This window comes from Ktedonobacter robiniae, from assembly GCF_016587375.1.
Classification (GTDB): Bacteria; Chloroflexota; Ktedonobacteria; order Ktedonobacterales; family Ktedonobacteraceae; genus Ktedonobacter; species Ktedonobacter robiniae.
On the sequence record NZ_BNJG01000003.1, the window covers coordinates 412,906 to 436,184 of the forward strand.

Genomic DNA, 23,279 nt, shown 5'->3' on the forward strand with positions numbered 1-23,279 from the left:
GAAATATGTCTGACATTACACTACGTCTGGTTATCCTCTTGCTTGTAGGCATCGGTGCCTGGCTCCTGATCTGGGTAGGTAAACGCTTTGTAGCGGCACAGCGGGAGAGAGCACTGCATGCTGCACCTCTCCTTCCGCAAACACCGGTTGATGAAAAGAACATGACCCCTGTCCGTATTCTGGCCTTTAGTAGCCCTGACTGCCACCAGTGCCATCAACTCCAGGCTCCAGCGCTCCAGCGTCTCCTGGCAGCACGGGGAGAACAGGTCTCAGTGGTAGAAGTAGACGCCACCAGCGAGCATGAGCTTACCCAAACCTATCATGTACTGACCGTCCCCAGTACCGTCGTTCTAGATGCAAACGGAAAAGCTCACGCCGTTAATTATGGTTTTACGCCTACACCACGCCTGCTCAAGCAAGTTGATGATCTTCTGGCTATAGGAATATCTATTGCCTGATCACCTCTATGCTAACCAGGATGAGAGCAAGCTCGCTTGTATAATAGTGATAAGCACACCTCTCTCATCCTATTATACCTACACCTCTTCGCATTTATGCCTCGCCAGAACGCCAGCCCCAGTCTTGAGGGATTTTTTACAAATCTCTACCGCTTTTTTCATACTTTTACGATACTATAGTCTCGGCGATTTGAAGCTATACTACTACTATTATCATCAGCATCCTCATAACATCCATGCTTCTCTATATGCATTTACAATTTCGCTGGAAGGAAACGACAGACAATGAAGAAGCTTACGATTGCGGTCTTTATTATCGGGATCTTTATTTTGTACAGTTTCACGTATAATCAGGCCATAGCTCTGTTACCCGATCAGACGAGATATTCGATAGGTGTGGCTGGAAATGATAGCCCTTCCTCTACTGGGACGACACCTGCATCTATCACGACAAACACAAACACAAATGGTGCGCAGTATAAAGATGGCTCTTATACAGGCGATGTTGAAGATGCACACTGGGGCAATATCCAGGTCAAAGCCATCATTCAAAATGGCAAGATTACGGATGTGCAGTTTCTCCAGTTTCCCAATGAGCGGAATCGCTCTGTAATCATCAATAACTATGCCGATCCCATTCTTACTAACGAGGCCATCCAGGCCCAGAACGCTAATGTTGATATCGTCAGCGGAGCAACTGATTCCAGCGAGGCGTTTATGCAATCGCTCACAACGGCCCTCTCTCAAGCGAAAGCATAACGATGGAAGAAACACGTCTGATTATGGGCATGCCCATTACTATCGCCATACTAGATGCAAGTGCCACACAGGCTGACCTGAATACAGTGTTCACCTACTTTGTGGCCGTAGATAACATCTTTAGCACCTATAAGCCTGAGAGCGAGATCTCTAAGATTAACCGGGGCGAGCTTCTTCTGACACACGCTAGCGAGGAGATGCGCGAGATTTTCGCATTAAGCGCGCAGACAAAAAAAGAGACCAGTGGCTACTTTGATATTCAGCATAACGGAGCGTATGATCCCTCTGGCATTGTCAAAGGCTGGACAATTCGTAATGCCGTCGACATGCTTAAAACCTGGGGCTTTCAGAATTTCTATATCGATGCTGGTGGCGATATTCAAGTAGCTGGAAAGAAAAATGGTCAACCATGGCGCGTCGGGATTCGCAATCCCTTCAATCGGTATGAGCATGTCAAAGTACTGGTCCTCACAAACCAGGGAATCGCGACCTCAGGAACCGCCATTCGCGGCCAACACATTTATAATCCGCACAATGCCGATGAGCCACTGTCAGATATCGTAAGTATGACTGTTATTGGCCCAGATGTGTATGAGGCTGATCGCTTCGCGACCGCGGCATTTGCCATGGGTAGGAAGGGCATCCAGTTTATTGAGAAATTGGCAGGTTTTGAAGGCTATATGATCGATGCACACAGGCGAGCAACCCTTACAAGCGGCCTTGAAAGGTATGTACTCCACCAATGATGAATAAAATAGATTACTACTTAGATCGCATAACCATGTATCGCCTGGTGCTGTATACCCTACTGAGCTTTATTGGCCTGGCAACCATTCTGGCCTATATCAAGGTTCTGCCATTCTCTCCCCTGGCGCTACTTGCCTCAACCGCGTTCTTGCTCGTCATCTGCTGGGCGATGAATGTCATTATGGAGCGCGTCTTTAATGTTCCAGCAAACATCGAATCCTCGGCGATCACGGCGCTTATTCTGGCTATCATCATTGATCCCGCGCAGTCACCAACTGCCTATGCACTCCTTGGCTGGGCAGCGATTATAGCGGTATGCTCAAAATATATCCTGGCTATACGCAAAAACCATCTCTTCAATCCCGCCGCCATCGCGGTTGTGATCACATCGCTGGTGCTCGGACAATCCGCTAGCTGGTGGGTCGGCACAGCCAGTATGACGCCATTGGTGCTCATAGGTGGGCTACTGATAGCCAGGAAAATACGCCAGGTAGATATGGTCGTGAGTTTTTGTGCCACTATAATCGTAAGTACTCTGGCTATTACTCTAGTTCAGCGGCAGTTGGTCTTTGTAGAACTCAGCCACTTGCTGCTGCAATCGCCCCTCTTTTTCTTCGCCTGTATCATGCTCACTGAACCGCTGACCGCGCCTCCAACAAAGCAATTGCGAAGGCTCTATGCTGTGCTTACCGGCATCCTCTTTATCCCTCAGATTCACATCGGCCCCATTTATTCAACACCCGAACTGGCGCTCGTCCTGGGCAACGTCTTCTCTTACCTGGTCAGCCCCAAACAGAAAGTCATTTTACGCATAAAGAAGAAACTTAAGCTCGCACCGAACACAATTGATTTTGTCTTCAAGCCTTCGCAACGACTTGTCTTTCTCCCCGGACAATACATGGAGTTCACGCTCGCACATTCTCACTCCGACAGTCGAGGCAATCGCCGCTACTTTACCCTGGCCTCATCTCCCACCGAGGGTGAGGTTCACCTGGGCGTGCGCTTTTATGAGCAGGGAAGCAGCTTCAAACAGGCGATGGCGAGCATAGATGGAAGCGCGAAACTGATTGGCGCCCAGGTGGCTGGCGATTTTACCCTGCCACCACAGCCCCAGCAGAAACTTGTTTTTATCGCAGGTGGCATCGGCATCACGCCTTTTCGAAGTATGCTAAAGTACTTGCTCGATACACAACAGAGGCGCGATATCATCCTATTCTATATCAACAAGAGAACAGACGAAATTGTCTACAAGGATGTCCTAAGCGCAGCGGCAGCAAAGCTGGGTGTCAAAATCTTCTATACATTGACCGACATCACCGCCGTTCCACCCAACTGGCCGGGATTAGTCGGCAGAATCAATGAAGAGACCCTGGCGAGAGCGATCCCTGATTTTCAAGAGCGCCTCTTCTACCTGTCTGGGCCACCGGATATGGTGAGAGCGCAGGAGCGCATCCTGAAAAATATGCAGGTTAAAAGCGGTCACATCAAAAAGGATTTCTTTCCCGGCCTCGTATAGTTCCTTTATAAGAAGCAGAGAACCCGTTCACGCTATAACGCGAACGGGTTCTCTGCTTCTCACAACATTGAAGGATTATTTTAGCTGTTTAGCGGAGCTACCGGTTGAATAGCCTGGGCCTCTTCTACGGCGAAGCCCGCGGCGCGCAAGACCTGCAATAGCTCTTCGCACTGGGCGCGGTTCCTCGTCTCCAGCGTGATCATCGCCTCGTGCTGCATAAAAGGCAACTGGGCGGAGACATGCTGGTAATGGACATCGATGATATTGACGCGCATGGCCGCGATAATGTTCAGCATGCGTGCCAGTTCTCCCGGCCGATCAGGGAAACTGGCGCGTAGGGCAAAATGGCGGTTGGCATTGATGAGTCCATGTTCAGCGAAACGTCCCAGCAGATTAGTGTCGATATTTCCTCCCGTCAAGGGAATGAGCACTTCTTGGCCTGGCAGTTGCAGCGTACCGCTCATAAGGGCCGCAACGGCGGAGGCGCCCGCGCCCTCTACTAGAATCTTGTGCTTCTCCATCAGAAACAGGGCAGCATGAATAATCTGCTCATCTGTAACCAGCACAATATCATCCACAAGGTGCTGGATGATGGGGAAGGTCACTTTGCCAGGCTGCTTGATGGCGATACCATCAGCAATGGTCGCCAGGGCGGGCAGGGTTGTCAGCTTGCCCGCGCGAATTGAGGCACGCATGCTGGCAGCGCCATCAGCTTCAACGCCGATAATCTTGATTGTGGGCTTCATAGCACGCGCCGCGATGGCGATACCAGCGATCAGGCCACCACCCCCAATGGGAACGACGATGGCATCCGCGCTTGGGACCTCATTCAACATCTCCAGACCCAATGTACCCTGGCCCGTAACCACGTCGATGTCGTCAAAGGCAGGAATATAGGTCGCGCCAAGCTCTTTCTGCATCTCCACACAGTGCTGGACGGCGTCATCATAGGTCGCTCCAGCCAGGACAACCTTCGCGCCATAACTCTGGGTCGCCGTGACCTTGGTTAATGAGGCATTCTCGGGAACGACAATCGTGCAAGGAATACCGTATGAGGCGGCGGCGATAGCCACTCCCTGCGCGTGGTTTCCCGCCGAGGCAGTGATCACGCCCGCCTTGCGCTGTTCCTCCGAGAGTCGCGACATCTTATACGTCGCGCCACGAACCTTAAATGATCCACCACGCTGCATCTGTTCAAATTTCAGGTGTACCTTCGCACCAGTCAGGGCGCTTAAGTCCCGCGAATAGACCAGGGGAGTGTGCTCGATAAGGGGGAAGAGAAACTGGCTCGCCTGCCAGATATCGGCAAAGGCGACAGGCACCCGATAGGCTTCACGCGTTCTTTCAGAGACTGGCGCTATTTGGGCATTGAGAGATAGAGCATTTACATCTTTCGATGTTGAGTTTTCCGTAGCAGACATAGACGTTGATAACTCCTCCATGGAGATTATACTTGTGGAGAGCGCGATGGGTAGAATCTTTTCTTCCAGGCATCCTCTCGCTCTTCCTTGAGGACGAGATAGACAATGAAGAGGCCTATACGCTCTTACGAGGCCTGGTCGCCTCTTCCTCTGATGTATTCTAGCAGTATTGGACCTTCTACGCCAGAATTTAGTGGCTATACTTTTCCAGGATTTACTTCATATTTATATAAAACAAACATATGCAGAAGATGTGAATGGTATACTCTCATACATCATCACACAATTATCATCAATGGCGAGTATATTTCAAGAGATACGTGAGAGGTATGCTTTTGCCTCTTATCATTTAGCATTGCCAACTTGGTGAGGCCATCCTCAAAAAATGAGCAAGATAGGAGAAGTTTTATGTTGATAAGAGGTGATACTTAGTATGGACATCTTTAGTGATAAAGAGAGGTGAGCAGATATGTCTTCCGTCACAGTCATCTTCCCATCTGTGCTTCGTGCAAAAATCAACAACCATTCCTCCATAACGGTTATGGGTCACACGATTCGCGAGGTCATCGAAGCGCTGGAGCAGCTTGCTCCCGGGATGCAGTTCAACCTCTGTTATGAAACAGGTGAGCTACGCCCCTATGTCAACATCTTTCTGGAAAAAGAAAATATTCGCTTCTTACAAGGCCTTGATACACCGGTACCCACTGGAGCACATATCCGCATTTTACAATCGGTAGCGGGTGGTTAATACGAACATTCAAACAACCTTTCTCAAAAAGGAGCTATTCATGACGCATCATCATAAGTACCCCACAGGGACTGTTATTGTCGGACTGGGCACGAAGTGCGGATTATTTCTGCTGACCTCCCAGGATCGCGTGACGTGGAATATTGAAGCAACCTCCCTGAGCAAAGGGCGCATCTTTTCGGCTATCTTCGATCAACGTAACGGTTGTCGTCTCTTTGCCGCCGAGAATGGCGATTTTTTCGGCTCGTTCATACGTTACAGTGATGATTTTGGCCAGAGCTGGCAAGAGCCCAGGCAAGGTATCCAGTTTCCACCTCAGAGCGATTTGAAACTGCAGAATATATGGACTATTGTACCCGGTCGTGCAGCGGAGCCTGATGTGGTCTATGCTGGCGTAGATCCAGCCAGTCTTTGGATAAGTACTGATCGAGGTGAAACCTGGGAACCCAATCCCGCTCTCTTGTCTCATCCCAGCCGCTCACAATGGGGGCCTGGTGCTGGCGGGCTCTGCCTGCATACCATTATTGCCGACCCCACACTGCCCTCACGCATGTGGATAGGTATCTCCGCTGTTGGCTGCATGCGCACAGATGACGGTGGAAGAAGCTGGGTCTTCGCAAATAAAAATACGCGTGCCAGTTTCCTTCCCGACCCTTATCCTGAGTTTGGGCAATGCATTCACCGCCTGGTCCAGCATCCTACCCAACCAGATGTCCTCTATCAGCAGAATCACTGTGGTATCTATAAAAGCCTTAATGCTGGGGAAGATTGGATCGATATCCAGCACAACTTGCCATCGGAGTTTGGCTTCCCTATTGCCCTTGATCCACACCATCCCGAAACCCTCTTCGTCGTTGTGGAAGACCCTGAAGGTCGACATAACAGTGGAACACATTTCACGGTGTATCGCACGGAGAATGCCGGAGAGCAGTGGACTCCTCAGACCCATGGTTTGCCTGAGGGACAAGGTGTGCGAATGGGTGTCCTGCGGCATGCCCTTTGCACTGACAGCCTGAATCCGTGTGGTGTCTACGCTGGCACCAAAACGGGTCAGTTATTTGCCAGCAATGACCGTGGAGATAACTGGCAGTTGATCGCTGATTTTCTGCCCCCATCTATTCTGTCACAGCCACAGTCTTGCTATAACAAGAGAAGTAATCCTTATCCTGCTACTCATCCCATAGGCAGAAGCGGGATTGCCCCGGTTTTAGTGGAATGTGAGAAGCTCTGGTGGAGATGCATGCAACCATTACCTCTCCGCCAGAGCGTATTGAAGCCATCAAGCAGCAGGAACGCGAGATTTTGGCCTGTTATGAGTAAGCGAGGAATAACAGAGTTAGGGAAAGATTTATTTCCCATCGTTTACGTATTGACAATACGATATATCTCTATTAAACTAATAGATAGGTTTCCAAACTAATAGATAGGTTTCCTAGTGAACTACCACTGAGCTGAAGACGCAGTGGCTTCTTCGGGAGTCACTAAAGACTCAGTTCAGCAGCTTCGCAAGAAGCCTGAGTTCACCAGACTCAGCCCCAGAAATGGGTGCTACGTTCGAAGAGGTCATAACACCTGCGGTTGACGCATCAGACCGCTGCTCTGTCGCTTGGGTTTAAGTAGGACTGAGGAAAGGTCTGGTGATCCAGGTGCAAAAAGCCTTTTGAACATCGTCGAGATGAAGCCGAATTCCCTTGGTGGTCACAGCGAAGGGATACGCATCACCTGCCTTCGGGCAGCATTTTTTGAGTCAATGGATCGTCTCCTGCGCAAAAGAACAAGGGGCGGTCCGGCGATTCATTCACGAGGCTGAAGACCTCGTGGTTTTCTCGCCACGCCTCTATAAATTAGTTTCCAATCTTTTAGCAGTACCTTCAAAGGCGGATAACCTCTTATGGATTCAGACACCAATGCGACAGCAAGGAAGCTTGCGCAGTCACTGATGCAGTTCAATAAGACCTTTATGCAATTCCATCGTAGCGAACTGCATCAAAACTTTGCCGGGTGCAAACCCAGCGAGGTGGGAGTGTTATTCGCGATCCGGCATGGAGTACAGGGCAATGGTCGCCCAATTAAGGTCTCAGAGATCAGTAAGCATATGCATGTGACCTCTCCAACGATCACGCAATTGCTGAATAGCCTCGAAGCCAATGGCCTGGTTGAACGCCATACTGACCCGACAGATAGGCGTGCCGTAGGTATCGCGTTAACAGAACATGGAGAACAACTTGCGCTGAAGGCCGAAAATGTCTTGTTCGAGACGTTTCAAAACCTGAGCGAATACCTGGGAGATCAACAGAGTAATCAACTTGCGGACTTATTGATAAAAGCATTCCAATACTTTAATGAGAGGGACACTAATGGTTACTTCTTTCCATGGAAGGGAGAAGAGGCATGATTAAATTGCTACGGTTTATGAAACCGTTTAGATTAGCCATCGTTCTCATCCTGATCCTTGCTTTTGCCCAATCTATGGCAAACCTGTATCTGCCAACTCTTATGGCGGATATCGTGGACAATGGTATCGCCAAAGGCGATACAGACTACATCTGGCGCATCGGCGGCTTGATGCTACTGATCACCTTTGGCGGAACAATCTGTGCTATTATTGGCAGCTTCTTCTCCTCCAGGGTCGCGACCGGCTATGGAAAAATCGTTCGCAGCAACATTTTTACGCGCGCGGCCAAGTTCTCGCTACATGAGTTCGATACCGTCAGCACGGCGTCGCTGATTACACGCACCACCAACGATACAACCCAGGTGCAGCAGGTTTATGTCATGATCCTGGGTATGATGGTGACGGCTCCGATGATGGCCATCGGTGGCGTTATCCTGGCCCTACAACAGGACGCGGGCCTTTCCTGGATTCTCCTGGTCGTGATTCCGATTCTGGTTGGAACCATTCTCCTGATCATGACGCGGGCCATTCCGCTCTTCCAGATGGTGCAGAAGAAGTTGGATAAAATCAACCTGGTCGTTGATGAGGGGCTGACCGGCGTGCGCGTCATTCGCGCCTTTGACCGTGTGAAGTACGAGGAGAAGCGCTTCGATGATGCCAACCTTGACCTGATGGACGTCTCGATCAGGGTCAACCGGATCATGGCCTTCTTGATGCCTGTCATGATGCTGGTGCTAAACGTCTCCAGCGTGGCTATTCTCTGGTTCGGCGCCATTCGTATCGATAATGGTCAGATGCAGGTCGGCGCGCTTATCGCCTTCTTGCAGTATGCGATGCAGATTCTCTTCGCCATGCTGATGGTCTCGATGATGTTCGTCATGGTGCCACGCGCCGCGGCCTCGGCTGACCGCATCAATGAGGTCCTGGCTATCGAGCCGGAGATCAACGATGCCGAGCAGGTGCGCCTGGCGAACGAGCAGAAGGGCTACGTCGAGTTCCAGGATGTGACCTTCAGCTATCCTGGCGCGGAAGAGCCTGCGCTCTCTCACATCTCCTTTAGCGCAAAGCCCGGCCAGGTCACGGCGATTATTGGCGGTACCGGCTCTGGTAAGTCAACCCTGGTCAACCTGGTTCCGCGCTTCTACGATATTGATAGCGGTAACCTGCTTGTCGATGGTGTCGATGTGCGTGAGATGCCCCAGGAACACCTGCGCGAGAAGATCGGCTTTGTGCCACAGAAGGCCATCCTCTTCTCCGGTACCATTAACGAGAATATTCGCTTTGGCAAGCGCGACGCCACGGATGAAGAGATTCGTCACGCCGCCCAGGTCGCCCAGGCCAGCGACTTTATTGGCGAGATGAAGGACGGCTTTGATTCAGCCATCGCCCAGGGTGGTACCAACGTCTCTGGTGGCCAGAAGCAGCGTCTCTCAATCGCCCGCGCCCTGGTCCGTCGACCCGAGATCTACATCTTTGATGACAGCTTCTCAGCCCTGGACTTCAAGACCGATGCCCGGCTGCGCGCCGCGCTCAAGCAGGAGACCCAGGAGTCAACGGTCATCATCGTGGCCCAGCGCGTCAGCACCGTCATGGACGCCGATCAGATCATCGTCTTGGATGAGGGTCACATGGTTGGTATTGGAACCCATAAAGAGCTGATGGAGAGCTCTGAGGTCTATCGCGAAATCGTCACTTCCCAGCTCGCTCTGGAGGAAATAGCATGAGCCAGGTACGCAACGGACAGCGCCCCGGTGGAGGCATGGGTGGCGGCCCAATGGGGGCCATGGGCCGTCCTGTAGAGAAACCTAAGGACTTTAAAAAGACATTTAACCGCCTGCTCGGTTACTTCGCACCCTATAAAATCCGCTTACTGGTGATCCTGGGCGCAGCCATCATCGGTACGGTCTTCAATATTGTCGGACCAAAAATTCTGGGTCTGGCCACAACCAAGCTCTTTGATGGCCTGATCGCCAAATACCAGGCCTTTATGCGGCACCAGCCCGCGCCCAGCATCGACTTTACGTATATCGCGCAGGTGCTCTTGCTGCTGCTCGGTCTCTATGTGATCAGCGCCATCTTTACCTATATTCAGCAGTACATCATGGCCACGGTCGCGCAGAAGACCGTCTATAACCTGCGCCGCGATGTGGAAGAGAAACTCTCACGCCTGCCCTTGAAATTCTTTGATGGTCGTACGCATGGCGAGATTCTCAGCCGCGCCGTCAACGACATGGATAATATCAGCACAACGCTCCAGCAGAGTGTGACGCAGGTCATCACCTCCTCAGTTACCCTGGTAGGCGTCATCATTCTGATGTTCTCCATTAGCTGGCTGCTGAGCCTGATTGTCCTGGTCACGCTTCCCTTGAGCCTGCTCGTGACAGTGGGTATCGCCAAGCGCTCGCAAACATACTTCCGCAATCAACAGCGCTCGCTGGGGCACCTCAACGGTCACGTCGAGGAGATGTATTCAGGCCATAAAATCGTCAAGGCCTTTGGTTACGAGAACGAGTCTCTGAACCAGTTCACCAAGCTGAACGAAGAGCTCTACGAGGCTGGCTGGAAGGCGCAGTTTATGTCAGGCATGATCATGCCCCTCATGCGCTCGATTGGCAACCTCGGTTACGCCTTTGTAGCCGTGATTGGCGGCATTATGGTCACACAGAAGGGTATCACCATCGGTGACGTCCAGGCCTTTATCCAGTATGCCCAGCAGTTTACCATGCCTATCACCCAGCTGGCGAACTTCGCCAACGTGATTCAGTCCACTATGGCCTCAGCCGAACGCATCTTTGAGCTTCTGGATGAGCCAGAGGAAATTCCTGAAGCCGTGCCTGCCGCGACTATCGAAGAGCGCCAGGGCGCGGTCGAGTTCCAGCATGTACGCTTCGGCTACAAAGAGGACGCGATCCTGATGGAGGACATGAATATCCATGTCGAACCCGGACAGATGATCGCCATTGTTGGTCCTACGGGCGCGGGCAAGACAACTCTCGTCAACCTGCTGATGCGCTTCTACGAAGTCAACGGCGGTAGCATCCTGGTCGATGGCGTGGATATCACGCAGCTGAAGCGCGGCGACCTGCGCCGTACCTTCGGGATGGTGCTCCAGGATACCTGGCTCTTCAACGGTACCATTCGCGACAATATCGCCTATGGACACGAGGGAGCCACGGAGGAAGAGATCGTGCGCTCGGCCAAAGCGGCCTACGCCGACCACTTTATCCGCACCCTGCCCGAGGGCTATAGCACGATCCTTAATGAAGAGGCTAGCAACATCTCGCAGGGTCAGAAGCAGTTGCTTACCATCGCACGCGCCTTCCTGGCCGATCCTGAGATCCTGATCCTGGACGAGGCCACCAGTAGCGTCGATACTCGTACCGAGATCCAGATTCAGCGAGCCATGGGCGAGCTAATGAAGGGCCGCACCAGCTTCGTCATTGCGCACCGTCTCTCTACGATTCGCGATGCCGACCTGATCCTGGTCATGAATCACGGCACGATCATTGAGCAGGGCACCCACGAGGAACTGCTAGCGAAGAAAGGCTTCTACGCCGATCTCCACAACAGCCAGTTCAGCCAGGCACCTATCAGCGAAGCAGTGTAGTTTGAAACAGAAAAGAGGGAGAGGAGGGCAGGCTTGCCCTCCTCTCCCTCTTTTCTGTTTGTCATGTTGCATATTTGAGGTGGCACCCATTTCTTCGTTATACCTTACAGAAGAACGCATCTTAGAAAGAGACGAGAACGTTTGTCATGCAATCCTCAACCCGGTTCTGTGATAGCTGTGGCGCGATCAATCGCGCCGACGCGCGCTTCTGCTACGCCTGCGGGCAACCTCAACTCACCTATGCCAGCACCGCTACTGGCCTGCTCACCACTTCACACACACTGAAACAACGCTATAGTATTCTGGACAAAATAGGCCAGGGAGGCTTCGGCGCGGTCTACAAGGTTGAGGATATGCTCTTTCAAAACGCGTTGAGGGCGGTCAAGGAAATGGGCATGCGCGGGCTAAGTCCCCAGGAGACGCAGGAAGCCATTGCCGCCTTCAAAAACGAGGCCGTGCTCCTCGCTAACCTGTCCCATCCTAACTTGCCTCACATCTATGACCACTTTGAGGGGCATGGGCGTTGGTACCTCGTCATGGACTACGTCGAGGGCGAGACGCTTGAGAAACGCCTGGAGCAGGCACCCGGTGGCAAGCTCTCCATAGAACAAGTTCTGGAGATTGGTCTTCAGCTCTGTAGCGTCTTGAACTATTTACACAATCACCAGCCTCCCATTATCTTTCGTGACTTAAAGCCCGACAATGTTATGCTTGGCGACGATAATCACCTCTGCTTGATCGACTTTGGCATCGCACGCTTCTTTAAACCTGGACAGGCCAAAGACACGGTAAGCCTGGGGACACCAGGCTATGCCTCGCCCGAACAGTATGGGCGCATGCAGACCTCCGCCGCCTCCGATATCTATAGCCTGGGCGCGACGCTCCACCACCTCATCTCAGGCATCAATCCAGGGTTGACGCCCTTCCTCTTCCAGCCACTTGAACTTGACCAGGCCACCTCCGGCAATGCCGCACTTGATACGCTTATCATGTCCATGGTCGAATTAAAAGTCGAGAAAAGGCCAACCAGCACGGAGAGCATTAGAGAGGAATTACAACACATTCAGCAGATGCGCCAGAATCAACAAGCTTCCTACAAGAGGCTTGCAAGACGCATACCACCTCCTCCACCAGCCAGCATAGAGCCCACCATCCCCCTGGAGCCACAACAGATTCTCGTTGTCGCGCAGGAAGGTGACGGACAATATACAACCATTGGCGAGGCCCTACAACATGCGCAATCCAATGCCTTTATTCTCGTGCGCCCAGGTATGTATCAGGAAAGTTTGCAGCTCGATAAAGAGGTTACTATCATTGGCAATGGGGCAAAGGAGGACATCATCCTTGAAAACTGTGAGAGTCATACAATTGAGATGCAAACCAGCCAGGCCACCATACGTGGCCTGACCATCCGTTGCCTGGCCAATGCATCGAATCAAATCTATCACGCGCTGGCCATTGTGCAAGGGCAACTTCTGATTGAAGACTGCGATTTTACCTCTCATGCGGGCACCTGTGTCACGATCCAGGGAGAGAATACCAATCCTACGCTGCGCTACTGCACTCTGCATGACAGCTTTGGACATGGCATACTCGTCTCAAAAGATGCTTGGGGAACATTCGAGCGTTGTGATATCTTCGCCAGTAGCCAAGCGGCCGTGTGTATCGCCAGAGGCGGCAATCCCATGTTCCGCCACTGTACCCTGCATGATAACCAGCAAGAGGGTATCATCGTTGAGGAGGGTGGGCAGGGGACCTTTGAGGACTGCACGATCTATAATAATGGTGCCTCGGGAGCGATAGTTAGCGCACAGAGCAATCCCCTCCTGCTCCGCTGCCAGATACACCATAATCAGCGCCATGGCATCACTATCCAGGACAGAGGACAGGGATCTTTCCAGGAATGCGCCATCCATGCCAACGGAACCGACAACGTCCTGATAGCCTCTGGCAGCACCCCCTACTTCTATCACTGCACCATATTCGAAAGCAGCCAGAGCGGCGTCCTCATCAAGGATCAAGGCCTGGGAACACTCGAATATTGTGACATCTACCGCAATCAGCTCGCCAATATCAGCATCACGACCGGCGGGAATCCGCGTATCACACATTGCACAATCCACGAGGGTAAACGCAGCGGTATCGCTATCTCTGCCAGTGGTCAGGGCCACATCGAACAATGTACCTTTCGCGAGAACGCCGAGAAGGCCCTGGCAATTACTCCAGGCTGCGAAGTAACGCTCAAAGCCAATCACATCGAAGAGGCCAAAAGTGCCTCTTGAGTGAGCACGCCAGCATAAGAGAGAGGATACTCACGGTGAGTATCCTCTCTCTTATGCTGCTATCTTCTTTAACTCAGGCTCGTCGCAATGGCGCACCAATCAGGTGTAAGTGTTGGAGAATCTCTTTGAAGGACTGAGTCACATTGGTTTCATGATAGGGGATAGAGCGCTCCTGGCAGAAGGCTTTCACGATCCCCTGTGCTTCCTTCAACTTATTGCGCGGCATGGCAGGGAACAGGTGATGCTCAATCTGATAATTTAAGCCACCATACACAAAATCGGTAAGTGGATGCGCATGGATGTTACGCGAGGTCATTATCTGGCGCTGCAAGAAGCTGACTTTACTCTCTTTCTCAAGCACAGGCATGCCTTTATGGTTGGGAGCGAAAATCGATCCCAGGTAAAATCCGGTGGCAGCCTGGTGGATAACGATGAAGAGGATACCCGCCCAGAATGGTACATGCGAGAAAACAAATGCGAAGTAGAGAACGTAGTGGGCAGCCAGAAGAAGCCACTCGAGGCCTTTGTACCTGGCCTTCTGGTGCAGCAGAAACTCAATGCTATTATATTGCAGGCCCCCCGCGACCGTCATCAAGGCTGGAAAGAAGAGCAAGGCCTGGTGTTTGACCAGAAATTGTCTAAACATGCCCATCTGCTGCACATCTTCCATGCCTGTAAATTCAAGAAAAGGGATTTCAATATCCGGATCCATATCCACTTGATTGGGATGGCTATGGTGCTTATTATGCTTATCAAGCCACCAGCCATAACTCATGCCGATCAAGAGGTTTCCTCCCACCAGGCCCAGAAGATCATGTTTCCATGAACGAGCAAACATCTGGCGATGGCCTGCTTCATGGCTTACTAAGCCAACCTGAGCAAAAACAAAGGCCATGTAGACCGCGTCAAGAAGTTGTAACCAGAGCACATTAACGAGCAAGAAAAACACAATGCCAATGAGAAGGAGCCCCAGAAGCAGGGCAACTCTATATGTATAGTAAGCAGGCTGCTTTTCTAGAAGCCCTCTCTGCTTCATCAGATTTTTAAGCTCGGCATATTCATTGCCGGCTTCCTTTGGCGTAGTAGGGCGCTTGACAGGGGACGGCTTGAAGTCATCGCGTGATAACACCATCGTGGTGAATCGGTTCGCTGTCATAAAATGCGTTTCCTTACGGAGAAGTAATACCTTCTCCTTATTTCTTTTTACCTGCGCCTCAGTGGCACATGGAATATAAGAGTGAAGTCAGGTGGAGTTTGTTTCAGAGTGGTACTTTGTCTTCTAGCAGTACTAGCGAACGGTCCATCACTACCAGATGAGGAGTATCTTTCTCTCTATTTCCATGTGTTATCGACGTAGACAGAACTTAGCTTGAAGCGGGTAGTACTTCTCACGCCTGCGGCGCTCGCCTGGTTGGGATATGATACGTGCCGGTAGCCACAGGCTACCGGCACGTATCATATCCCATATTAGTTGGTCATATAGTATCCGATGCCTGGCTCGGTCATGATATGCGTTGGGCGAGAGGGGTTAGCCTCCAGTTTGCGCCGCAGGCGTCCAATATAAACGCGCAAATACTCGGACTCGCTGCGATACTCTACTCCCCACACCCGGCGTAATAGCGCTTCATGAGTAAAGATTTTTCCTGGATGCAGGGCCAGTTCCTGAAGCAAGTGAAACTCGGTTGGCGAGAGCTTAACAGGATCGCCATCGCGCCAGACTTGCTTCTGCTCAAAGTCGATCTCCAGGCTGCCAAAGCGCTTCACGCCAGCCGAGAGAGGCACTTCATCAAATGCCCAGTGACTTCGTCTGAGCACAGCCTTCACCCGCGCCATCAATTCGCCCACGCTAAAGGGCTTCGTCAAATAATCATCGGCGCCCTGGTCCAGGGCCACGATTTTATCGGCGTCCTCTCCCAACGCGGTCAGCATAATAATGGGAACAGTGCTCTTCTGCCTGATACGGCGGCATACCTCTAAGCCATCCATATTGGGTAGCATGATATCCAGGATCACCAGGACCACGTTAGCCTGGTCAAAGTGCGCCAGGGCCTCCAATCCATCGCTGGCAAGCAAGACTTTGAAGGCGCGCAATTCCAGGTTACGCCGGATAAAATTGCGAATACCCGGCTCGTCATCAACGACGAGAATATATTTCTCCTGTGGCATATAGTAACACCTCTCTGGGTTACAAAATATTGAGCAAGGCAAACATGTCTGGCTGCGCGTCAGGTGGGTAAAGCACACGAGGCGGCAACCAGATATGAAAGGCAGCGCCTGTTGCTCCATCGGCCCGGTTCTCGGCCCAGATTCGCCCTCCATGTGCCTCGATAAAGCCACGACAAATGGCCAACCCCAGCCCCACACCACTGCTGCTACGTCTACGTCCACTATCAACCTGGTAGAAACGCTCAAAAATACGCTCGGTCAGATCCGCTGGAATACCGGCGCCATTATCGATCACACTCAGATAGAGTCCTCCCTTTACCTCGCCATCTTCCTGTTCATACCTGACCACGATCTCGATGAGCGCATCGGCGCCAGCATAACGCCGGGCATTCTGGAGCAGGTTGCGCAAAACCATCTCAATCCTCCTCCCATCTACGTTAATCAGCGAAGGTTTCATTGGCAGACTGATCCGTACCTTTTCGCTTTCCTGTTCTGGCAGAGCTTGCTTGATTAATACATCGAGAGGATAGAGACCGGGTGAGAGCTTGAGCGTCCCAGCCTCGATTTGCGACATATCCAACAGGCTCGTTACCAGCTCCGCCATGCGATCAGTCTCAATCACAATCCCGCGCAGAAAATCCTCCTGTATAGCGCTCTCCATCTCAACATCGGTTTCAAGCAAGCTCGTAGCATAGCCTTTGATAGATGTTAATGGCGTTCGCAACTCGTGCGAAACGATGGCAAGCAGGTTCTTCTTGATAAGCTCCGCCTCGTTGGTACGCGTCACATCTTGAAAGACCTTTCCGCGTCCAATAAGCTCGCCTGTCTGGTCGCGCACCTGGAACACGCGCAGGCGAACAACCCTGCGCACAGGTATATGTTGTCCAACCGGATTATGGTAGCCACGTACATAAAATTCAATCACATCGGGTCCGCTACCGGTCTCGGCTGCGTGTACAGCTTGTTGGTACACATCAGGATCTTCAATGAGCGAGAGTAGCGCATCCTGCGCCTTATGCTCATCGAAAATAGGGGGTAGGAGATCATTGGGCGAGAGGCCCACAAACTGGGTAAAGCGCTGATTGGCATAGATGATATGCCCGTTGGGAGCTTCGAGGAGCAGGCCTTCATTCATGCTATGCATAATGGCATCCAGGGTGTACAGGCGCGCCTGGCTTGTCGCATCGCTTTTGCGAAAGAGGTCATGCACCTCGTCCTCCATAGCGGAGAAGGCCGCGATGACCTGCCCAATCTCGTCGATACGCTCCCGCTCCCTGGCAAGAAGCCTGCCATCCATGACCTTCGTCTCCTGATCTGGCTTGATCATGATGACCGCCTGCGCCAGCTTCTTCAGCGGCGCGACCACTCCCCCATGCATCGCGAACCAGAAAAAGCTGGCCCCGATAAGCACCATAAAGAGCGCGATGCCCAGGCTATTACGAAAACTCACGACTGTGGCAAATGTGCTGTCAGTTGGCCTCTGGATCACCACGCCCCAGTAGCCACCGTCCAGGCTGACAGGCATATAGCTATAGAGCCAATCACGGTTAGACTCCTGCGCGATCAGGCTCCCCTGCCTCCCCTGTAAAGCCTCCTTCACTCCAGGCAATGACACGCGCGAATCGGCCGCGAAAGGCCCCTGTCCAGGCTGTATTATGGGATGGCCTTCGTGGTCAACCACCCAGGTACGCAGTTCACCATTCGTATTCCATTGCTTCTCCATCGAGAGCAGGCGCGCTGCCAGTCGCTCAAGCTGGAGAGTTACCAACATGGTCCCGACTACCTTTCCTCGATCATCGCTAATGCGCCGCGCAAGCACGACCAAAGACCCACCTGAATTGAGACTAATACGACTGATAGAGATTAGTGATCCATTTGTCTGCATCGAAGGCAGAAAGTGGCGGCACAACTGACGTTCACTCAAGTTGTGGGCCTGGCTCTCTGGCGAGGCAAGCAGCAGGTTTCCAGATACATCGCAGACCGCATAGAGGTTGCTGGAGGGCTGGGCGAGTGCTGCCAGGGAGAAGGCAGTAGTGAGTTGCTGTCGATCAAGCTGCTTAGCTTCCTGGCTATAAGATAGAGTGGTGTCAATATTTATCGCGGGGCCAATAATCGCTTCGACATCAAGGGCAACTGCCTGGGCGAGACTCAAATCCGCGCGCGTGGCATTCTGCTGGAGCGCGTTGCGCTGAAAGAGATACAACTCAACACCGCCCAACAGCAAGGGCAGCAGAAATAAGCAGTAGAAGACAAGCAGTTGCAATGTAATACTTCGCTCAAGTAATCGCAGCATAATCATCCTCGCCAGGGTCAGGCCCTAAACATCGTGCCTCGGTATATTTAAGTATGCCGGAAAGATCTTCTTATTGCAAGTAAAGTGCATGAGATAGCGAGCGGGCTGCGCCCGTCACCTCACGCACTTTACTTGCAATATTTATATTTTTGTTTACACTCTCTCGCCTTTGTTTACGTGATATTTACTCTCCAGCCTCTACACTTAGCTGTAATCAAGTACAGCGTAGTACAGCAGATCTTATTTATTCGCACTGGAGGGAAATATGGCGACGGCCAATGACAACATCACACGCTCACGCATGGGACCTGTTATCTTTTCAAGCACTCTGGGCACGGCTATTGAATGGTATGATTTCTTCCTATATGGAACGATGGCAACCCTCGTCTTCCCCAAGCTTTTCTTTCCTGGCTCGGACCAGGTAGTTGGTACCCTCCTAGCACTATTCACCTTCCTGGTTGGCTTTATCGCGCGCCCCTTCGGTGGAGCGCTCTTTGGCCACCTGGGCGACCGCATCGGTCGCAAATCTACACTTATCGCAACGCTCTTGTTGATGGGTATCTCGACGCTGCTCATCGGTTTCTTGCCTGGCTATACGGCGATAGGTATTGCCGCACCCGTGATTCTTGTACTACTACGCCTCGGCCAGGGGCTGGGTGTGGGCGGCGAGTGGGGTGGCTCAGTCCTGCTGGCACTTGAATACGGTCATAAAGAACGCAGAGGCTTCTGGGCTAGCTGGCCACAGATGGGCGCGCCCCTCGGCCTGGTGCTCTCCACTATCGTGGCCAACGTTGTGCAGTCCTATACCGGAGCCAGTTTCCTCGACTGGGGTTGGCGCATCCCCTTCTTTGTCAGCGCACTCCTGATCATTGTTGGCCTCTACATCCGCTTAAGCGTGCTGGAGACTCCACTTTTCGCGCAGCTCAAAGAGCAGAAGCGTGAAGCCAAGGCTCCGCTCGTCGAGGCTTTCCGCCACAGCACACCGGAGATCCTACTCAGCGCCGGCTCCCGCTTCATTGAGCAGGCACCTTTCTACCTGTTCGTGACCTTTGTCATCACCTATGGCCTGGATAAACTGGCCTTGGATAAGACGTTTATCCTCAACGCCATCACAGTCGGCTCCATTCTGGAGATGATCACTATCCCACTCTTTGGGCATCTCTCCGACCGCTTCGGGCGGCGCAAATGGTACCTGATCGGCTGCGTGCTTATGGCAATTTTCGCCTTCCCGTACTTCCTGTTGATGAACGCGGGAACAGTTACCTTCTTCATCGCGGTCGTTCTCTCTCTTGCTATCTTCCACTCCTGGGTCTATGGTCCACAGGCGGCGCTCATCGCCGAACGCTTTGGCACCCGCTCTCGCTATAGCGGCGCCTCGCTTGGCTACCAGCTAGCCGCGCCCTTCGCTGGTGGCCTGGCTCCGATCATCGCCCTCTTGCTCCTGACCGGAAAAAGCAGCCTCTCTGCCCTTGGTCTGAGCACAGTCGTAGTTAACATCGGAGCGGGTTCCTGGCAGGCGGTCGCAATCTACATGGTCGTACTTGCAGTCATCTCCTTTGCCTCGGTTCTGGGCCTTAAGGAATTGACAAAATCAGATATCTCAGGTGCCGAGGCACCTATAGCCAATGAGCCGGAGATAAGCCTGACTCCCGCCGATTAACATTACCACGCCCGGCGTAAGTTTTCGCGCCTGCGGCGCTCATAGGTAAGAGATGGTGGTGTGATGGATGGGCAAATGCCTATCCATCACACCACCATCTCTTACCTGGAGGCGAGCTCACGAGCCGAGAAGTCCAGTTGCCGCAGACACAAGTATTGACGAAATGCACATACCTCTGGTATGAATGTCAGCAAGAAAACGTATACGAGCTATTTCTAGCCGGAGGGAGGTGCAGCACAGTGGCATTACCTGCGAAAAACGCGACGCCTATCACCTTTCGTGAGATGCTGCCCCTGATCAGCGCCAGCACTATTGGCGCTTCTATCGAGTGGTTTAATTTCTTTCTGTATGGCTTCCTGGCGGTGACGGTCTTTCCCCAGCTTTTCTTTCCCACACTCGATCCCTCTGCCGGCGCCATCGCGGCCTTCACGACCAACTTTGTGGGCTTTGCCGCCCGCCCCATTGGCGGAGCCTTCTTCGGCTGGTTTGGCGACCGCATTGGTCGCAAGTCTACCCTGGTCGCGACCCTCTTGCTCATGGGCACAGCTACGATCTTGATGGGCATTTTGCCAGGTTACGCGGAAATCGGGATCGCGGCCCCCATCCTGCTCTCGCTGCTCCGCTTCCTTCAAGGTATGGCCCTTGGTGGAGAATGGAGCGGCTCAATCCTCCTGTGTATGGAACATGGTGATGATCAGCGGCGCGGCTTCTGGACAAGCTGGCCACAGACAAGCGTGCCTATTGGCCTGGCCCTCTCCGCGCTGGCTGTGCTGCTCTTTCAGCAGCTCTATCCAGGTGAGGCCTTCACCAGCATTGGCTGGCGCATCCCCTGCCTCATGAGTTCTGCGCTGATAATCATTGGTCTATACATCCGCTTGCATATCCCAGAGACTCCGGCCTTTCAGCGTATTAAAGAGGCGCAGCAGATCGCTAAAGCGCCCCCGCTTGAGGTTCTTTATTCTCACTGGCGCGAGGTTTGCCTGTGCGCCCTGCTTCGTTCAGCCGAGAATGCCCCCTTCTACCTTTTTACCGTGTTTGTGCTCTCTTATGGGGCCACAGTCATCCAGCTAGATTCCAGCCTTCTCTATACCGGGATCTTCTTTTCGGCAATCATCACCTTCGTCACCATCCCTATTTTTGCCCTCATCTCTGACCACATTGGACGCAAGCGCTGGTTCATGTTGGGCGTAATTCTTATGGCACTCTTCGCCGTTCCTTATTTTGCCTTGCTTCAATCTAGAAATCCACTCCTGGTGGTCTTCGCCATCGTTTTCTCCATCGGCATCTGCATTAGCTGGCTCTATGGGCCAGAGGCGAGCTTGATCGCGGAGCACTTTGGCCCCCGTTTGCGCTACAGTGGCGCCTCATTGGGGTATCAACTGGCTTCTATCACAGCAGGGGGACCAGCGCCTATCATCGCCACCTACCTCCTCTCACTCCACAGCCCGCTTACTGCTGGCCTTCCACCTTACATATTCATTGCCTTATATATAGTGTGTATGGCAGTCATCTCCCTTCTGGCCGCCCTCCCACTCAAAGAGTATGCTGGCCAACAACCTGCGAATGACTGAGACACGAAACAAACTTCTAGCCCACACGCTACCTAGTGGAGATCTGGTGTCGCCTCACGCGCCACCGAGAGAAAATTTTGGATAAGCCTGGAATGGGTGTCACTCCGCCAGGCCACAGCCACCTCCGTTATAGGCGCATCACCCTCCAGTTCGCGATAGACCACGCCCTGGCTACGAATATTTTGCGTCGAGAGAGGCACCAGGGAGACGCCAATGCCAGCGGCAACCATACCCACAATGGCATGCATCTGCGTGACCTCCTGAACGACATTGGGCGTAAAACCATAGCCCAGGCATAGCTTCATGAGATACACATGATAGCCCGACCCCTGTTGACGCGATTGCAAGACAAAGGGCTCCTGTGCCAGCAAAGCTCCTGGAATTCGCTCATAGGCTGCCAATAGATGCTGCTCTGGCAAGACACATACAATGGGTTCGCGTCGCACAACCTGTACGCTTACCCATGGTGCGTTAATAGGCAGGCGGATAAGTCCAATCTGGATAGCACCCTCCTCTAAAGCACGCAATTGCTCATGCGTCGTCAATTCACGCAGGGCTACCTCAACCTGCGGGAAGCGCTCACGAAACAGATGCAACATCAAGGGCAAGACATCATACGTACTAGAGCTAATATAGCCAATAACAAGCCGCCCCGCCTCGCCTCGGTGCGCCCTCTGGGCAGCCTGCTTTGCCTCCTGCACCTGGATAAGTACCTGCCGGGCCGCATCAAGAAAGACGCTACCCGCATCCGTTAATTCTACAGAGCGCTTCGTCCTCAGGAAAAGCGGGAAGCCCAGCTCCTCCTCCAACTGCTGAATCTGCTGACTCAATGATGGCTGCATAATTGCTAAGCGCGTTGCGGCCCGCCCAAAGTGCAGCTCCTCAGCAACAGCCACAAAATAGCGTAAATGCCGTAGTTCCATTCTCGTAAATCCCCTCTCATAGATTTTACCTATGAATCTTACCAGAATTATCTATTGGACATATATACGTTGAGAATTTTATACTTAAATAACCACAGCGTATGCAAAAGCACTTATTAAAACACACATGGGAGATCTCTATGCCCTCTAGCTATGAACAAGATACTGGATCACATATGCATGTTAAAGCATCTTCACCTGCGGCCCCATTCCAGGAACCACGTTATACAGCCGTCGAGACCTATAAAGGCCTTGAGACATCATCCCCTGCAGTCAATAAATGGATCATTCTGGCTCTGGCCGCCTCGTCCAACTTTATGACGACGCTTGATGGCTCTATTATCAATATTGGTTTACCTACTATCGCACGTACCTTTCATACAGGCATCAGTGGATCTACTGAGTGGATCATCATTGGTTATCTCGTCATCATTGCCGCGACCCTGCTTACCTTTGGCCGGCTGGCTGATATCCTTGGGCGCAAACCTATTTTCCTGGCGGGATTGGCTATTTTTGTCCTGGGATCAGCGCTCTGCGGACTGGCGCCCTCGCTGCTCTTTCTGATTATTGCGCGACTCTTCCAGGGCATTGGGGGTGCGCTGATATTCTCCGTCAATATCGCAAGCTCTAGTTGGTGTACCACTCTCAATACGTGAGGTGAGAGAGAGAGCTCTCGCTTTGCGTGCACTTATGAGCAAATTTGGATAAAAGAAAAACACTCTTGTCACTGTTA

Annotated in this window: 18 protein-coding genes; 13 read left to right on the top strand and 5 right to left on the bottom strand. The window is 52.3% G+C overall.

What is annotated here, in order from left to right:
* Positions 1-5 precede the first annotated feature (5 nt).
* The 4 genes from JMJ04_RS34370 (at position 6) to JMJ04_RS34385 (ending at position 3,480) form a co-directional block, all read left to right on the top strand.
* Complete coding sequence (locus tag JMJ04_RS34370; protein ID WP_201374890.1) at positions 6-458, top strand: thioredoxin family protein; 453 nt, start codon at positions 6-8, stop codon at positions 456-458.
* A 285-nt stretch (positions 459-743) separates the two neighbouring features.
* Complete coding sequence (locus JMJ04_RS34375) at positions 744-1,217, top strand: FMN-binding protein (RefSeq protein WP_201374891.1); 474 nt, start codon at positions 744-746, stop codon at positions 1,215-1,217.
* Between the two features lie 2 nt (positions 1,218-1,219).
* Positions 1,220-1,963 (top strand): FAD:protein FMN transferase, encoded by a 744-nt coding sequence (locus JMJ04_RS34380; protein WP_201374892.1) that lies wholly within the window; start codon positions 1,220-1,222, stop codon positions 1,961-1,963.
* Positions 1,960-3,480, top strand: a complete 1,521-nt coding sequence (locus JMJ04_RS34385) for an RnfABCDGE type electron transport complex subunit D (RefSeq protein WP_201374893.1) — start codon at positions 1,960-1,962, stop codon at positions 3,478-3,480. Before JMJ04_RS34380 ends, JMJ04_RS34385 begins: the two co-directional genes overlap by 4 nt.
* A gap of 80 nt (positions 3,481-3,560) precedes the next feature.
* Here the strand turns inward: JMJ04_RS34385 and ilvA are convergent, their stop codons facing one another.
* The gene (ilvA, locus tag JMJ04_RS34390) at positions 3,561-4,901 is read right to left on the bottom strand and encodes a threonine ammonia-lyase (RefSeq protein ID WP_201374894.1); all 1,341 of its coding nucleotides are present in this window, start codon (positions 4,899-4,901) and stop codon (positions 3,561-3,563) included.
* A gap of 469 nt (positions 4,902-5,370) precedes the next feature.
* Between ilvA and JMJ04_RS34395 the strand changes: the two genes are divergently transcribed.
* The 6 genes from JMJ04_RS34395 (at position 5,371) to JMJ04_RS34420 (ending at position 13,933) form a co-directional block, all read left to right on the top strand.
* Entirely contained in the window at positions 5,371-5,649 is a 279-nt protein-coding gene (locus JMJ04_RS34395) for a MoaD/ThiS family protein (protein ID WP_201374895.1), read from the top strand.
* A 40-nt stretch (positions 5,650-5,689) separates the two neighbouring features.
* A complete protein-coding gene (locus JMJ04_RS34400; protein WP_201374896.1) occupies positions 5,690-7,069 on the top strand; it encodes a WD40/YVTN/BNR-like repeat-containing protein in 1,380 nt (459 codons plus the stop codon).
* Between the two features lie 471 nt (positions 7,070-7,540).
* Positions 7,541-8,044 carry a MarR family winged helix-turn-helix transcriptional regulator gene (locus JMJ04_RS34405; RefSeq protein WP_201374897.1) on the top strand — a complete coding sequence of 168 codons (504 nt, stop codon included), beginning with the start codon at positions 7,541-7,543 and terminating at the stop codon, positions 8,042-8,044.
* Entirely contained in the window at positions 8,041-9,768 is a 1,728-nt protein-coding gene (locus JMJ04_RS34410; RefSeq protein ID WP_201374898.1) for an ABC transporter ATP-binding protein, read from the top strand. The genes JMJ04_RS34405 and JMJ04_RS34410 overlap by 4 nt, the downstream gene beginning before the upstream one ends.
* A complete protein-coding gene (locus JMJ04_RS34415; RefSeq protein WP_236038770.1) occupies positions 9,765-11,651 on the top strand; it encodes an ABC transporter ATP-binding protein in 1,887 nt (628 codons plus the stop codon). The genes JMJ04_RS34410 and JMJ04_RS34415 overlap by 4 nt, the downstream gene beginning before the upstream one ends.
* 146 nt (positions 11,652-11,797) lie before the next feature.
* Entirely contained in the window at positions 11,798-13,933 is a 2,136-nt protein-coding gene (locus JMJ04_RS34420) for a pectinesterase family protein (RefSeq protein ID WP_201374899.1), read from the top strand.
* Between the two features lie 73 nt (positions 13,934-14,006).
* On the opposite strand, the gene JMJ04_RS34425 is transcribed toward JMJ04_RS34420, so the two are convergent.
* From JMJ04_RS34425 to JMJ04_RS34435, 3 genes are all read right to left on the bottom strand, one after another.
* Positions 14,007-15,089, bottom strand: a complete 1,083-nt coding sequence (locus JMJ04_RS34425) for a fatty acid desaturase family protein (protein WP_201374900.1) — start codon at positions 15,087-15,089, stop codon at positions 14,007-14,009.
* 311 nt (positions 15,090-15,400) lie between these two features.
* On the bottom strand, positions 15,401-16,099 hold the full coding sequence (locus JMJ04_RS34430) for a response regulator transcription factor (RefSeq protein WP_201374901.1): 699 nt from the start codon (positions 16,097-16,099) through the stop codon (positions 15,401-15,403).
* Positions 16,100-16,118: 19 nt separating this feature from the next.
* Positions 16,119-18,392, bottom strand: coding sequence for a sensor histidine kinase (locus JMJ04_RS34435; protein ID WP_201374902.1), 2,274 nt, complete (start codon positions 18,390-18,392; stop codon positions 16,119-16,121).
* 265 nt (positions 18,393-18,657) lie between these two features.
* Between JMJ04_RS34435 and JMJ04_RS34440 the strand changes: the two genes are divergently transcribed.
* Both JMJ04_RS34440 and JMJ04_RS34445 read left to right on the top strand, forming a co-directional pair.
* On the top strand, positions 18,658-20,052 hold the full coding sequence (locus JMJ04_RS34440) for an MFS transporter (protein WP_201374903.1): 1,395 nt from the start codon (positions 18,658-18,660) through the stop codon (positions 20,050-20,052).
* 239 nt (positions 20,053-20,291) lie between these two features.
* Positions 20,292-21,623 carry an MFS transporter gene (locus tag JMJ04_RS34445; protein ID WP_236038772.1) on the top strand — a complete coding sequence of 444 codons (1,332 nt, stop codon included), beginning with the start codon at positions 20,292-20,294 and terminating at the stop codon, positions 21,621-21,623.
* A gap of 32 nt (positions 21,624-21,655) precedes the next feature.
* On the opposite strand, the gene JMJ04_RS34450 is transcribed toward JMJ04_RS34445, so the two are convergent.
* Positions 21,656-22,546: a LysR substrate-binding domain-containing protein gene (locus JMJ04_RS34450; protein ID WP_201374904.1), complete on the bottom strand. Its 891-nt coding sequence runs from the start codon at positions 22,544-22,546 to the stop codon at positions 21,656-21,658.
* A gap of 140 nt (positions 22,547-22,686) precedes the next feature.
* On the opposite strand from JMJ04_RS34450, the gene JMJ04_RS34455 reads away from it, so the two are divergent.
* Positions 22,687-23,202 carry an MFS transporter gene (locus JMJ04_RS34455; protein WP_236038774.1) on the top strand — a complete coding sequence of 172 codons (516 nt, stop codon included), beginning with the start codon at positions 22,687-22,689 and terminating at the stop codon, positions 23,200-23,202.
* Positions 23,203-23,279 lie beyond the last annotated feature (77 nt).

Coding starts and splice junctions, on each gene's coding strand:
- JMJ04_RS34370 (WP_201374890.1), top strand. CDS start 6: ATGTCTGACATTACACTACGTCTGGTTATCCTCTTGCTTGTAGGCATC.
- JMJ04_RS34375 (WP_201374891.1), top strand. CDS start 744: ATGAAGAAGCTTACGATTGCGGTCTTTATTATCGGGATCTTTATTTTG.
- JMJ04_RS34380 (WP_201374892.1), top strand. CDS start 1,220: ATGGAAGAAACACGTCTGATTATGGGCATGCCCATTACTATCGCCATA.
- JMJ04_RS34385 (WP_201374893.1), top strand. CDS start 1,960: ATGATGAATAAAATAGATTACTACTTAGATCGCATAACCATGTATCGC.
- ilvA (WP_201374894.1), bottom strand. CDS start 4,901: ATGTCTGCTACGGAAAACTCAACATCGAAAGATGTAAATGCTCTATCT.
- JMJ04_RS34395 (WP_201374895.1), top strand. CDS start 5,371: ATGTCTTCCGTCACAGTCATCTTCCCATCTGTGCTTCGTGCAAAAATC.
- JMJ04_RS34400 (WP_201374896.1), top strand. CDS start 5,690: ATGACGCATCATCATAAGTACCCCACAGGGACTGTTATTGTCGGACTG.
- JMJ04_RS34405 (WP_201374897.1), top strand. CDS start 7,541: ATGGATTCAGACACCAATGCGACAGCAAGGAAGCTTGCGCAGTCACTG.
- JMJ04_RS34410 (WP_201374898.1), top strand. CDS start 8,041: ATGATTAAATTGCTACGGTTTATGAAACCGTTTAGATTAGCCATCGTT.
- JMJ04_RS34415 (WP_236038770.1), top strand. CDS start 9,765: ATGAGCCAGGTACGCAACGGACAGCGCCCCGGTGGAGGCATGGGTGGC.
- JMJ04_RS34420 (WP_201374899.1), top strand. CDS start 11,798: ATGCAATCCTCAACCCGGTTCTGTGATAGCTGTGGCGCGATCAATCGC.
- JMJ04_RS34425 (WP_201374900.1), bottom strand. CDS start 15,089: ATGACAGCGAACCGATTCACCACGATGGTGTTATCACGCGATGACTTC.
- JMJ04_RS34430 (WP_201374901.1), bottom strand. CDS start 16,099: ATGCCACAGGAGAAATATATTCTCGTCGTTGATGACGAGCCGGGTATT.
- JMJ04_RS34435 (WP_201374902.1), bottom strand. CDS start 18,392: ATGCTGCGATTACTTGAGCGAAGTATTACATTGCAACTGCTTGTCTTC.
- JMJ04_RS34440 (WP_201374903.1), top strand. CDS start 18,658: ATGGCGACGGCCAATGACAACATCACACGCTCACGCATGGGACCTGTT.
- JMJ04_RS34450 (WP_201374904.1), bottom strand. CDS start 22,546: ATGGAACTACGGCATTTACGCTATTTTGTGGCTGTTGCTGAGGAGCTG.
- JMJ04_RS34455 (WP_236038774.1), top strand. CDS start 22,687: ATGCCCTCTAGCTATGAACAAGATACTGGATCACATATGCATGTTAAA.